This window comes from Streptomyces sp. SKN60, from assembly GCF_026236535.1.
GTDB lineage: Bacteria > Actinomycetota > Actinomycetes > Streptomycetales > Streptomycetaceae > Streptomyces.
On sequence record NZ_JAHTMW010000019.1, the window covers coordinates 43,503 to 56,203 of the forward strand.

General features: G+C 71.4%; 10 protein-coding genes, 1 tRNA gene and 1 pseudogene. 6 read left to right on the top strand and 6 right to left on the bottom strand.

Annotation, left to right across the window (positions count from 1 at the left end):
- Positions 1-165: 165 nt before the first annotated feature.
- The 4 genes from KV205_RS27640 (at position 166) to KV205_RS27655 (ending at position 3,754) form a co-directional block, all read left to right on the top strand.
- Entirely contained in the window at positions 166-918 is a 753-nt protein-coding gene (locus KV205_RS27640) for a DUF6879 family protein (protein ID WP_265867353.1), read from the top strand.
- Positions 915-1,757 carry a helix-turn-helix transcriptional regulator gene (locus tag KV205_RS27645; RefSeq protein WP_265867354.1) on the top strand — a complete coding sequence of 281 codons (843 nt, stop codon included), beginning with the start codon at positions 915-917 and terminating at the stop codon, positions 1,755-1,757. The genes KV205_RS27640 and KV205_RS27645 overlap by 4 nt, the downstream gene beginning before the upstream one ends.
- Before the next feature lie 215 nt (positions 1,758-1,972).
- Positions 1,973-2,101 carry a hypothetical protein gene (locus tag KV205_RS27650; RefSeq protein ID WP_265867355.1) on the top strand — a complete coding sequence of 43 codons (129 nt, stop codon included), beginning with the start codon at positions 1,973-1,975 and terminating at the stop codon, positions 2,099-2,101.
- A 471-nt stretch (positions 2,102-2,572) separates the two neighbouring features.
- Positions 2,573-3,754: a methyltransferase domain-containing protein gene (locus tag KV205_RS27655; RefSeq protein ID WP_265867356.1), complete on the top strand. Its 1,182-nt coding sequence runs from the start codon at positions 2,573-2,575 to the stop codon at positions 3,752-3,754.
- A gap of 17 nt (positions 3,755-3,771) precedes the next feature.
- On the opposite strand, the gene KV205_RS27660 is transcribed toward KV205_RS27655, so the two are convergent.
- Together KV205_RS27660 and KV205_RS27665 are read right to left on the bottom strand one after the other, a co-directional pair.
- On the bottom strand, positions 3,772-4,245 hold the full coding sequence (locus tag KV205_RS27660) for a GNAT family N-acetyltransferase (protein ID WP_265867357.1): 474 nt from the start codon (positions 4,243-4,245) through the stop codon (positions 3,772-3,774).
- Between the two features lie 19 nt (positions 4,246-4,264).
- Complete coding sequence (locus KV205_RS27665; protein ID WP_374214736.1) at positions 4,265-5,188, bottom strand: aminoglycoside phosphotransferase family protein; 924 nt, start codon at positions 5,186-5,188, stop codon at positions 4,265-4,267.
- 53 nt (positions 5,189-5,241) lie between these two features.
- Between KV205_RS27665 and KV205_RS27670 the strand changes: the two are divergent.
- A pseudogene (locus KV205_RS27670) lies at positions 5,242-6,656 on the top strand (NAD(P)/FAD-dependent oxidoreductase).
- A gap of 27 nt (positions 6,657-6,683) precedes the next feature.
- Here KV205_RS27670 and KV205_RS27675 read toward each other — a convergent pair.
- From KV205_RS27675 to KV205_RS27690, 4 genes are all read right to left on the bottom strand, one after another.
- Positions 6,684-7,091, bottom strand: a complete 408-nt coding sequence (locus KV205_RS27675; protein ID WP_265867359.1) for a hypothetical protein — start codon at positions 7,089-7,091, stop codon at positions 6,684-6,686.
- Positions 7,088-8,818: a right-handed parallel beta-helix repeat-containing protein gene (locus tag KV205_RS27680; protein ID WP_265867360.1), complete on the bottom strand. Its 1,731-nt coding sequence runs from the start codon at positions 8,816-8,818 to the stop codon at positions 7,088-7,090. The genes KV205_RS27675 and KV205_RS27680 overlap by 4 nt, the downstream gene beginning before the upstream one ends.
- Before the next feature lie 115 nt (positions 8,819-8,933).
- Positions 8,934-11,015, bottom strand: coding sequence for a restriction endonuclease (locus tag KV205_RS27685; protein WP_265867361.1), 2,082 nt, complete (start codon positions 11,013-11,015; stop codon positions 8,934-8,936).
- A gap of 96 nt (positions 11,016-11,111) precedes the next feature.
- A tRNA-Thr gene (locus KV205_RS27690) sits at positions 11,112-11,185 on the bottom strand.
- 181 nt (positions 11,186-11,366) lie between these two features.
- Here KV205_RS27690 and KV205_RS27695 point away from each other — a divergent pair.
- Positions 11,367-12,464, top strand: coding sequence for an ABC transporter ATP-binding protein (locus KV205_RS27695; protein ID WP_265867362.1), 1,098 nt, complete (start codon positions 11,367-11,369; stop codon positions 12,462-12,464).
- Positions 12,465-12,701: the final 237 nt, after the last annotated feature.

A 12,701-nucleotide genomic window follows, 5' to 3' on the forward strand; every position in this document is an offset into this window, starting at 1 on the left:
AGGCATCTAGCACCCCAAAATTCGAGCACACAGCCGCGGGGCGCAGCATCGGGCAGCCTCTCAACGATTCGCGAATATTCGAGAATCACGGCGGACAGAACACCATCGGCGGTTCCATCCTGGACGCGGCCCAATCGGGCCATCCGGGCGAGAGGGGAAACGACGTTGGCAAGGCGACTTCGCTTCATCGGCACCAACTCCGGCAACGACGGCTGTCCGACGCTGTACGAAGACCTGGACACGGGTGAGGTCCTGGTACAAGGAGACGCTGTGACCAACCCCGACGACGTGGCCCAACTCCGCAACGTCAAGCCCGGTGAGGGGTTCGTGGTGGTGCCTCGCGTGCTCCTGGCCGACTTCGCGCCAAGGGATGCGGACCGGGTGCCGATGGTGATCAGCTTTGAGGAGTTCGGCGGGATGTTCGAGACCTTCGAGCACACCGCCTGGCGGCTGGAGACCCGCCGCCGGTACGCGTCGGACGAGGAGACGGAGACGTACGCCAGGTTCGCCCGGGGCGAGGATGCCGGATGGGACCTGGACGCCCCGTGGTGTGTGTCCCGGCGCGAACAGTCCGCACTCGGCAAACGGTTCGAGCGGGTACGCATCGTGGACAACCCGCCGAGCCTTGGCCAGCGCTACCTCCTGGACAACGCCCGCCGGAACAGTGCCGTAGGGGAGGACATCCGGAACCTGGGGCGGAGCGACGCCGAGCGGCTGAAGCTCCCCGAGGAGGACTTCTGGCTGTTTGATTCGCGCGTCATCGCACGACTTCGCTTCGATGGTGACGACCACATGACCGGCGTCGAACTGATCACGGACCCGGTGGAGGTCCTGCGCGCCTGCCAGGTCCGCGACGCCGCTTGGCACCACGCGATCCCATACGACCAGTTCGAGGCCCAGGTACCTTCCACCGAGTGAGTACCGACTTCCAACAGGCCCGGGTGGCCCTCGGCGCGCGGCTCCGTGAGCTGCGCGCCGCTCGGGGTTTCACGGGCCGGGAACTGTCGGCGGTGCTGCACTGGCCCCAGTCGAAGGTCAGCAAACTGGAGACCGGACGCCAGACCGCCACGTCCGACGACCTCCACGCATGGGCACAGGCGACAGGGCACCCTGAAGCCGCCGATGAGCTGATCACCCGGCTACGGACTTTGGAGTCCCGATCTCGCTCTTGGCAGCGTCAGCTCGCCGCCGGGCACAAGCCGGTCCAAGACACTCTGACCGCCGAGTACGAGCGGTCAAGGACGCTTCGAGCCTGGCAGGGCTCCATAGTCGTCGGGATGCTCCAGACCCCCGACTACGCCCGCCACGTGTTCAACCAGCACGTCGACCTCCACCAGTCCGTCCGAGACGTGGAGGAGGCCGTGCGGGCCCGCGTGCGGCGCCAGGAGATGCTGTACGCCCCGGGAAAGAGCTTCCACATCGTCATGTGGGAGGCGGCCCTCCACGCCCTCGTCTGCCCGCCGCCGGTGCTGGCAGCCCAACTGGACCGGCTCATGGGCGTTCTCGGGCTCGATACCGTAACCCTGGGAATCGTCCCCCTTGGGGCACCTCTCAGGCTCCCGCCGGCCAACGCGTTCTGGCTGTACGACGACCGCCTGGCCATCGTCGAGGACTGGCACGCGGAACTCTGGCTGAACGATGCGCCGACCGTCGGCGTGTACCAGCGGGTCTGGCAGACACTCGCCGATTCCGCCGTCTACGGCCCCGATGCCCACCGCGTGATCACACGCGCCCGCCGGTCCCTGGACCTCACCTGAGAATCACCACGAACAAGACTCGGCACCGCTCGAATCAAGGCGAATCAGCGCCGCCACGCAGCGCTCTGGACTCCTAACGTGCTTTGAGCTCAAGGCATTCGGAGCGCTGGAGGTGACGGTGAGACATGGCCGAGGAATGGCATCCAAGCGCCAGTCGGTACGCGGTGGACTCGAACGGAACGCTGGGCCGGGTGGACCGCAGTTGCGCGGGGAGCGTGTATCTCCGTCCACCGGGCGGGGGCCGGGAGTGGGCGGTCCCGCCGGACGAGCTGCGGGCGCCGCCGTCGGAGGAGCTGGGCCGGGTCCGCGTCTTCACCACCCCGGTGCCGGCGGTCGAGCAGTGACCGCCCGGACGGTTCTCCGGTTCGTTGCGCACCGGATCAAGCGGCATCCCGATTCGGAAGCCACAGCGTCGGCCCGATGCCTGCATGGCGAGTGCGAGTGGGAAGCCAGGCCCAGCACGGACGTGGGCCACGTGGATGACCAGTGCATGGAGCACACGGGCCGCAACAAGGACCACGCGACGTTCGCCAGGAGGTTTGAGGACGTGGCCCTGGTGGAGCGACTGGAGGGCTCCACGTGAGACTCCCGGCCCTGGCGGTCACCCACCCAGGGCGGGCACATCCCGAGCTGACACGGCTCGACCTGACAGTCCACAACCAAGAGGAGCACGGAATGGGATGGGGAACGGGTAAGGGCGGAAGCGGAGGCAACGGGCAGCACTCCGGCGGGAAGGACCCGGGCACGTCCAAGCCATCGTCGGACACGGCCAAGCCGAAGGACCCGCCGAAGCACAAGAAGGACTAGCGCAGGCGATGACACCCGAACTGTCGGCGTCCGAGCAGATCGCCATGCGCGATCTGCTCGGCGCGGTCAACAACGACCTGGAGAAGCCGTTGGCTCCCGAATGGGAGCGCGCTGCCTGGGCGGTGCCCCGCCACCGCTTCCTCCCGGAACGCATCTACCTGGGCGAGGAGCTGACCCCCTGCGCCCGTGCCGAGGCACCCGAGACATGGCTGCGGGCCGCGTACACCGCCGACTCCGTGGTGACCCAGGTCAACGACGGCCATGACCCCGGCAACCAGGAGCGGTGGGCCTCGTCGTCCGCGTCGGACCCTTCCATCGTGTTCCGGATGCTTGACATGCTGGACGTGGCCGACGGACACCACGTCCTGGAGATCGGTACGGGGACCGGGTGGAACGCGGGTCTCCTGGCCCACCGTGTGGGGTCGAAGAACGTCACGACGGTGGAGGTGGACCCGGTCCTGGCGACGGACGCGGACGTACGTCTGCGCAAGCTGGGCCTGGCACCGACGGTCATCTGCGGGGACGGCGCCCGGGGTCACTCGTCCTCCGGGCCGTACGACCGGGTAGAGGCCACCTGTTCCGTGCGATCCGTCCCTCGGGCCTGGGTGCAGCAGACCCGACCCGGCGGGGTCGTCCTCACCCCCTGGGAGAGCCCGTGGATCTGCTACGGCTTGCTGCGCTTGGAGGTGTCCGACCGGGGCGACGCGTCGGGGCGGTTCTCTCCCCACTCCGCGTTCATGCTCATGCGGGGCCAGCGCACGGACCTGAGGATCTTCCGGGATGTGGTCCGCGACGACCACCGGCCGGACGAGTCATGGACCACGCTGTCCCCGTGGGCGGTCACGGGCGACGACTGGGCGGCCCAGTTCGCCGTCGGCCTCCAGCTCCGCGATGTCTGGCGGACATGGCACGACAACCCCGACGTGGAAGGGGTCGCCTCCAGGTTGTGGGTCGCGACGACCGACGCCACGTCCTGGGCGGCCGTGGACTGGGATGGCCAGTCGGACGACCGGTTCACCGTCTGGCAGCACGGCCCTCGTCGGCTCTGGAACGAAGTGGAGGCCGCGTACGTCTGGTGGGAGCACGTCGGCCGACCCGGCCCGGAGCGGTTCGGGCTGACCACCACCCCGGACGCGGCGGAGTGGGCCTGGCTGGACAGCCCCGACCGGCCCGTTCCCACGTCCGGCTGACCTCTCCTGGCCTGCTGCTACGCCGCACCCAGCGTCTTCAGCGCCCCGTCCGTGAGCCGGTAGACCGTCCACTCGTCCTGCGGGCGGGCGCCCAGGGACTCGTAGAAGTCGATGGAGGGCTTGTTCCAGTTCAGGACGGACCACTCCAGGCGCTCGTAGCCGCGCTCCACGCAGATGCGGGCCAGTTCGGTGAGGAGGGCCTTGCCGTGGCCGCCGCCGCGGAGGTCGGGGCGGACGTAGAGGTCTTCGAGGTAGATGCCGTGGACGCCGCGCCAGGTGGAGAAGTTGAGGAACCAGAGCGCGAAGCCGGCGATCTCGCCGGTGTCGGTCTCCGCGATGTGGGCGAAGGCGGCCGGGCGGTCGCCGAACAGGGCCTCGTGGAGCTGGTCGGGGGTGGCGCGGGCCTCGTCGAGGGCCTTCTCGTACTCCGCGAGGTCGCGGACCATGCGGTGGATGTGGGGGACGTCGGCAGGCCTGGCGGTACGGATCATGAGGTCAGGGTGCACCCCGTCAGGGGTGCCTGGCCAGCAGGTTCCGCGCAATGGACACCTGGTCGGGGTCGAGGGCCGGTGCGCCGTCCTCGACCTCCCACAGCCCGTTCTGCAGCACCCGCCCCAGCGTCCACGCCCGGGCCCGCGCCCGGTCGAGACCGAGCCGCTCCGTGAGCAGGTCGAAGCGCCACCGGGTCTCCGCCGGATCCGGGTCCCACCGGTTCGTCAGCGCCGGGAGCAGCTCGAAGCCGGGGTCGCCGGACAGCGGCTTGGGGTCGATGGCCAGCCACGGCTCGCGCTCGGCGGCCAGGACGTTGTCGTAGTGCAGGTCCCAGTGCAGCAGCCGGTCGCCGGGCTCGCCCATGACCTCCCGTACCGCCGCCGCGCAGTCCCGCAGCAGCGCCGCCTCGTCCGGGTCCGCGAGCCGGGCCGCCGCGGCGGGCGTACGGTCCACCAGCCGCGCCGCGATGTCACCGAGCCGCCGAAGGCCGGGCGGCGCCGGCACCGCGGCAAGCCGGGCCAGCAGATCCGCCAGGATCCCGACCGCCTCGCGCGCGTCCGCCACCCGCGACAGATGCCGCCCTGCATCGGCTCGTTCGAGCAGCATCGTGCCCGTCCCCGGGTCGTGCGCCAGGAGCCGTACGGCCCCGTCCCCCGCCCACGCCCGCAGCGCGACCGGCTCGCCCGCCGTCTCCTCGTCGAGCAGCTGGAGCTTCAGCGCCGCCGGGACACCGTCCCGCGCCACCACCACCGGCAGCACCAGAGACGCGACCCCGTGCATGGACGGGCCCGTCACCCGCAGCCCCCACCGCTCCAGGAACTCCTCCGCCCGTGACGGCAAGGCGGCGATGAAGGCGCGCCCCGCCTCCCCGTTGTACTTCGCCTGCGACGCCGCCAGTTCCGCCGGGATCTCGATCACCCGACCGAGCCTAGGCCTCTGGATCGCCGCCGCGCCCCCGGGTAACCTCCGCGCACGAACCCGGAAGAGGGATACACATGAGCACGACCAGCCCGGCCGGCCCGAGCAGCACCGTCAACGGCGGAATTTCCTTCTGGTACGCGCAGGAGGGCGCCCCCGCGCCCCGCGAACCGCTGCCCGGCGACACGACCGCCGATGTCTGCATCGTCGGCGGCGGCTACACCGGCCTGTGGACCGCCTACTACCTCAAGAAGGCCGTCCCCTTCCTGAACATCACCGTCCTGGAGGCCGCCTTCTGCGGCTACGGCGCCTCCGGCCGCAACGGCGGCTGGCTCTACAACGGCATCGCCGGCCGCGACCGCTACGCCAAGGAACACGGCCACGAGGCCGCCGTACGCCTCCAGCACGCCATGAACGACACCGTCACCGAGGTCGTCGACGTCTGCGCCGCCGAGGGCATCGACGCCGACCTCCACCGCGGCGGCGTCCTGGAAGTGGCCACCTCCCCCGCCCAGCTCGCCCGCCTCAAGGACTTCCACGCCGTCGAGATCGCCTTCGGTGAGAAGGACCGCGAGCTGTACGGCGCCCGCGAGACCGCCGACCGCATCCGCGTCACCGGCGCCGTCGGCTCCTCCTGGACCCCGCACGGCGCCCGCCTCCACCCGGTCAAGCTGGTCAAGGGCCTGGCCGCCGCCGTCGAGGCGCTCGGCGTGACCATCCACGATCCACGCCGGTCACCGAGATCCGCCCCAAGCACGCCGTCACCCCGTACGGCACGGTCCGCGCCCCGTACGTGCTGCGCTGCACCGAGGGCTTCACCGCCTCCCTCGCCGGCCAGCGCCGCACCTGGCTCCCCATGAACTCCTCCATGATCGCCACCGAGCCGCTCACCGACGCCCAGTGGGAGTCGATCGGCTGGACCGGCCTGGAGACCCTCGGCGACATGGCGCACGCCTACATGTACGCCCAGCGCACCGCCGACGGCCGCATCGCGCTCGGCGGCCGGGGCGTCCCGTACCGCTACGGTTCGAAGACCGACAACGACGGCCGCACCCAGCCGCAGACGGTCGAGGCCCTGCGCGAGATCCTGATCCGCTTCTTCCCACAGCTCGCGGGCGTACGGGTCGCCCACGCCTGGTCCGGCGTCCTCGGCGTGCCCCGCGACTGGTGCGCCACCGTCACCCTCGACCGCTCCACCGGCCTCGGCTGGGCGGGCGGCTACGTCGGCTCCGGCGTCGCCACCACCAACCTCGCCGCCCGCACCCTGCGCGACCTCATCCAGCAGGACTCCGGCCAGGCCGGCCCCACCGACCTCACCGCACTGCCGTGGGTCAACCACCGGGTGCGCAAGTGGGAGCCGGAACCACTGCGCTGGCTCGGCGTGCAGACCATGTACGCCGCCTTCCGCGCCGCCGACCGCCGCGAGACCGCCGCGCGCAGCGCCACCACCGACCGCATCGCGGTCATCGCGAACCGCCTCAGCGGCCGGTAGCGCCTACGAGCGGGGGCGGCGCCGGGTTCACATCCCGGTGAGGCTCGCGATCGCGTTCTGCGCCCACTGCTGCGACCCGGCCGTCGCCCCCGCCGCCACCCCGGTGGCGACCGGGGCGAGCGCGCCCCGCAGCAGGGTGAGGGCGCGCCGCAGCCGCCCCGGCTCCGGCTCGGCGGTCCCGCTGATCGTGTCCAGGACCTCGTGGGCCGCCGCCTCGGTGTCCTCGCGCTCCGGGTCGCCGAGCCCCTGCTCGGGCAGCCGCAGCAGCAGCTCCCGTACGAGCTCGGCGAGCTCGGCGTGCTCCGGGGCGACCTCCGCGGCCGCGGTGTGGTTGATCTGGTTCTGGGTGACCTGCTCGTTGCCCACGGCGATCTGGGATCCGGACACCGAGCCGTGGATGTGCAGCCCCGGGGTCTGGTGCTGGGGATCGTTCATGCGGGAGCTCCGTCCTCGTCACTGTGCTGCCGGGCGATCTGCTGATTCATCTCGACCCGCTCGTTGCCCACGGCGATCTGGGCATCCCTCACACCACCGTGCACCGTCACGTGGTTGTTGTACGTGACGTGCGTGGGCGGCGCCGGGTTCTCCTTCTCCGCCCACTCCTTCACCGGCAGCGAACTCTCCAACGCGACCAGCGACACCAGCCCGTTGTGCACCACGCCCACCCCGCGCGTACCGGAGACGGTGCACCTCACGAACCTTCCGCCGGCCTTGTCCATGAAGAACGCCCCCATGTCCGCGCAGTCGGCGAAGTCACTGTCGGAGACGTCCAGAACGGCTTGGTCGCGAGCGAAGAGACCGATCGCCCCCGAGCCGCTCACACTGAGCCGCTCCGCCACCAGACGCCCCTTCCCCAGTGCCCCCACCCCGGCCGACTCCACCTCCCGCACGCCGCAGTCCGCGACGAACAGCTGTGCCTCCTCCGCGACGGCGAAACCCACCATGCCGCGTTCAGCCGTGACATGACGCAGCATCACCCGTGAGAGCCCGATGGCCTCCACGGCCGACAGGGAGAAGTCCCGGAACACCCCGCCCTCCACCTCGGCCGTCGTCCCCGCGTCGCCCCGCGTCTCCAGATGCGTCGCACAGCGCTCCACCCGCACATCCCGGAAGACGGCCTTCCCGCCCTCGTACGCCCGAAGCGCCACGCTCCGCAGGTCCGCGACCCGCACCCCGCGGAAGGTGCCCCGCGAACCCGTACCCGTGACGACGACACCGACGTTGCCGCCCACCACCCGCAGACCGTTCACCTCCGGGGCGCCGCCCTCGGACACGTACACCGCGACGTTCCCGGCCTCGGCGACCTCGCACTCCTCGAACCGGCCGCGCCCCTCCGCCCGCACGTTGATACCGGTGTCCCGGCACCGGACGAACGCGCAACCACGCACCACCGGGTCCGCGCCGCTCACCACCGCGATGCCGTGCTCGGCGCCGCTGACCCGGGTGCGCTCCACCGTGCCGCCCGCCTGCTCCACATACGCGATGCCGTCCGTGTGCACGTCGTCCACGGCGCAGTCCGCCACGGCCAGCCAGCCCTGCCCGTCCGCCGCCAGGGCGGCCTTGCCGATGCCGGTGAACGCGCAGCCGGACACCTCGGCATGCGCGCCGATCACCCGGATGCCGTGGATCCGCGCCCTCGCGAACCGGCTGTCCCGCACCACCACCCGAGCGCCTTCGGTCGCGGCGAGCGCGTTGCCCGTGCCGTCCCGGAACTCACAGCGCTCCACCAGACCGCCCGACCCGGCGAAGACGACCCAGCCGTGCAGCACGGCGGTCTCCCGCAGCGTGACAGCGGTGCCGCGCGCCGCGTACACGGCCCCACACCCCTGATACGCCCGGATCTCCCCCTGCTCCACGGTGAGGGTCCCCGCCTCGCAGCGCACCACGTCGGCGTCCCGCCCCTCGATGACGAGCCCCGACACCCGCACCGCACCGGCGGCGTCGAGGACCGTCCCCTGCGGCGCGCTCACCACGACCGACCCGGGCTCGCCCCGCGCCACCAGCTCGACCTCACCGCGCACGACGAGCGGCCCTGCGTAGTGCCCCGGCTCGATCTCGATCCGCGCCGGCCGCCCCCGCCGCCCCGCCTCCGCGAGCGCGGACGCGATGTCCCCGTACGCCCGGCGTCCGCCCCGCGGCGAAACGACATACCTGACAGCCATCCGCACCTCCCCCAGTGCTCCCCGGCGATCCCAACCCGCATACCACTTTAGGCCGTTGCTCTGACACTCCCCCGTCCCCGAGGGGCACCCCCACCAGACCCCCGCGCCCAGGCGCTCACTCCACCTCGATACCGAAGTCCCCCACCAGTTCCGCGAGCCCGCCCCCGTACCCCTTGCCGCCAAGGACGAAGTCCCAGTCGCCGCCCGCCCGCCGCCGGAACGACCCCAGAACGAGCGCCGTCTCACCCGGCCGCCCGTCCGACACCACCAAGCGGTCCAACTCCGCGCCCGCGTCGTCCCGCAGCACGATCCCCGCGTCCACGAACCCCGCCAGATCCGCGTCCGGGTTCACCTCCGGATCCACCGCGGCCACCAGGACCAACCGGTCGGCACCCGCCGGCAGCGCGTCGAAACCCACCCGTACCGCCGCCTTGTCCCCCGCGGGCGGTGTCACCATCGCCACCGAACCGTCCACCGTGGCCGGGTTGTTGAAGAAGACGAACCAGTCGTCGCCGAGCACCCGGCTCCCCGCGCACACCAGCGCGCAGACATCGAGCGCCACCGACCCCGACCACACCATCCCGAGCAGGTTGAAGTCCTCGTCCGCCTCCACCGGAGCCCGCACCGGCTCCACCAACGTCGGCGTCGGCACCGGCCCGGACGCCGACGCCGCGTCCCCCGACCCGAGCCGGCCTCGCAGCCCGTGCTGCCGCAGCAGCTCCACCAGCTCCGTACCCGATATCAGTGTCAGCGGCTTGCCGTTGGCGAAGGCGTACGAGCCGGGGCCGAACTTCGACGTCGTGACCAGGACCCCCTTGTTCGCCCCGGCGCTCTGCACCGTCCCGAACAGATCCCGCACCGCGCTCGGCGGCACCGTGTTCCGGTACCGCTTCACCTGCACGATGATCGAACCGCCACTGATCGGATCGGGATCCAACGCCTCCACGTCCACCCCGCCGTCGTTCGACCGCTGCGTCGTCACCGCCTGAAGGCCCCGGGACCGGAACAACTCCGCCACCAGACCCTCGAAGGCGATCGGATCCATCGCCAGCAGATCCGGCTCCTCGCCGTCCCCCTGCGACACCACCCCTGAGCCTCCCGAGCCCGAGCCCACCTGCTCCGGCAGCAGCAGCGGCTGCACCGCCACCCGCTCGTCGGGCTTCGCCGAGAGCCGCCCCGACAGCGCCCCGGTCAGGCACTCCAGCGGGCTGACCAGCTCCAGGTTCAGCTCCTCGAAGGTCCGCCGCTCGACCGCCACCGACGCCACACAGACCCGGCCCGCCACCCCCGTGGCCGGATCGACGCCCTCCACGAAGCCGTTCAGCGTCACCCGCTCCAACGCCCCGGAGCGATCCGCGGCGAACAGCTCCCGCAGCGCGAGCAGCACGCTCTGCGCCAGCACCCCCCGGTACAGCGCCCGCCGCTGCGACACCGGCCGCGGGACCTCCTTCTCCTGATCCGTGCTGGGCAGGTACTTGATCCCCTTCGCGGCCGGCACCACCTCGTAGCCCGGCAGGTCCCACTCCAGGGCGAGGCCGCGGGACGCCCGGTCGAACGCGGCCGAGACCTGCCGCGGGAACCCGTCGGGCCACGCCGTCGACGCGTACAGCACCGCCGAGAAGTACTCGACCACCGTGTCCGGATCGCCGTCCCGCAGCGCCGTCCCGGTCCCCGCGATCCCGGCGTTGTGCGCCCGGATCTCGGCCAGCCGCGCCGCCGCCCACTCGTCGTACTGCCTCCGGTACGCCGCCAGCTGCTCGACCCGCCGGGCCTCCGCCGCCTGGGCCGCGTACCAGTCCCGCTCGAACCCGGCCCGGTCCCGGTAGAGGCGCTGGTCCGGCATCGCCACCGGCTCGCCCAGCGGGCCCGGCGCGAACGGCGCCACCTCCTCCGGCTGCCGCAGCCCCTCCACCGAGAACGGCCGGCTCCGGCAGCCCGCGACCAGCAGCCCCTCCAGGGCCGCCACCCGCTCGTCCAGCTCCCGGGTCCGCCGCAGCGCGTCCGCGTCCCGGTGCCGCCGGTACTCCGCCCGCTGCTCCCGGTGCATCCGCGCCACATCGCGCTCGTGCGCCCGCAGCGCCCGCTCGGCGTCCCGCTGCTGCCGCAGCACCGCCTGCTGCCGCCCCTCACGCTCCCGCTGCGCCTGCCGCTGCGCCTCGGCCCAGACCCCGATCAACCCACTGGAACGCCGACCCATCCGCCGCACCCCTCCCCGGTGACACCCTGCGCGCATCCGCCCCCGTAACGCACAAGTGTCCCGGACCCTGAGGGGTCCGGGACACGAGACAGACAGAGCCCCCTGTCGGGTTCGAACCGACGACCCCCGCTTTACAAGAGCGGTGCTCTGGCCAGCTGAGCTAAGGAGGCAGCGAGTGCAGTGTAACGAACCGCCGCCCGCCCCTGGTCGGAAATCTCACGTCCCCCGGACTGCTGACAGATCGGGCATCGCCAGGTAGCGTCACCCGGAGTTCACCCAGGTGGACTACACCACATCCTTCCTTTACTCGGATCGTCCGGCACGTTCCTGCCGGTGAAGGGACACATCACCATGGCTTCTGTCACCTACGACAAGGCGACGCTGGTCTACCCCGGCGCCGAAAAGCCCTCCGTCAACGAGCTGGAGATCGAGATCGCCGACGGCGAGTTCCTCGTTCTCGTCGGCCCCTCCGGCTGCGGCAAGTCGACCTCTCTGCGCATGCTGGCCGGTCTGGAGGACGTCACCGCCGGCGCCATCCGCATCGGTGACCGGGACGTCACGCACCTGCCGCCGAAGGACCGGGACATCGCCATGGTGTTCCAGAACTACGCGCTGTACCCGCACATGACCGTCGCCGACAACATGGGCTTCGCGCTCAAGATCGCCGGCGTGAACAAGAGCGAGATCCGCACGAAGGTCGAGGAGGCGGCGAAGATCCTCGACCTGACCGAGTACCTGGACCGCAAGCCCAAGGCGCTCTCCGGCGGTCAGCGGCAGCGCGTCGCGATGGGGCGCGCCATCGTGCGTGAGCCGCAGGTGTTCCTCATGGACGAGCCGCTGTCGAACCTCGACGCCAAGCTGCGCGTCTCGACCCGTACGCAGATCGCGAGCCTGCAGCGCCGCCTCGGGATCACGACCGTGTACGTGACGCACGACCAGACCGAGGCGCTCACCATGGGCGACCGGGTCGCGGTCCTGAAGGACGGTCTGCTGCAGCAGGTCGACACCCCGCGCAACATGTACGACAAGCCCGCGAACCTCTTCGTCGCCGGCTTCATCGGCTCCCCGGCCATGAACCTGATCGAGGTCCCGATCACCGACGGCGGCGTGAAGTTCGGCGAGAGCGTCGTCCCGGTGTCCCGCGAGGCCATCGCCGCCGCGGCCGCCAAGGGCGACACGACGGTCACCGTCGGCGTGCGCCCCGAGCACTTCGACGTGCAGAGCGCCACCAGCAAGGACGGCCTGGCCGTGACCGTGAACGTGGTCGAGGAGCTCGGCTCCGACGGCTTCGTCTACGGCTCCACCCGCGTCGGCGGCGAGGACAAGGACGTCGTGGTCCGCGTCGGCGGCCGCGAGGTGCCGGCCAAGGGCTCCACGCTCCAGGTCGTGCCGCGCCCGGCCGAGCTGCACGTGTTCTCGACCTCCACCGGCGAGCGCCTCTCAGACTGACGCCCCGCCCCGCCCCCACGCGCCCTCTCCAGGCCGCTCCTGACGGCCCCGTTCCCGCTTGCGGGTGCGGGGCCGTTGGCGTACAGGAGGCATGAAACCCGAAGTCGGCGAAAACCCCGGCAGAACTGGGCAATCGGGCACCCGCCACCACCTCGGCGTCAACACGGGATTCGAAAAGGCGCCTCGAACCGTCCCTCGCGAGAGTGACTAAATGTCGCCAATTCACTACTGGCCGCT

Bases quoted from the DNA above. Each gene is read 5' to 3' on its own strand.
- KV205_RS27655 (WP_265867356.1), top strand. From the start codon at position 2,573: ATGACACCCGAACTGTCGGCGTCCGAGCAGATCGCCATGCGCGATCTG.
- KV205_RS27685 (WP_265867361.1), bottom strand. From the start codon at position 11,015: ATGGGTCGGCGTTCCAGTGGGTTGATCGGGGTCTGGGCCGAGGCGCAG.
- KV205_RS27680 (WP_265867360.1), bottom strand. From the start codon at position 8,818: ATGGCTGTCAGGTATGTCGTTTCGCCGCGGGGCGGACGCCGGGCGTAC.
- KV205_RS27660 (WP_265867357.1), bottom strand. From the start codon at position 4,245: ATGATCCGTACCGCCAGGCCTGCCGACGTCCCCCACATCCACCGCATG.
- KV205_RS27675 (WP_265867359.1), bottom strand. From the start codon at position 7,091: ATGAACGATCCCCAGCACCAGACCCCGGGGCTGCACATCCACGGCTCG.
- KV205_RS27695 (WP_265867362.1), top strand. From the start codon at position 11,367: ATGGCTTCTGTCACCTACGACAAGGCGACGCTGGTCTACCCCGGCGCC.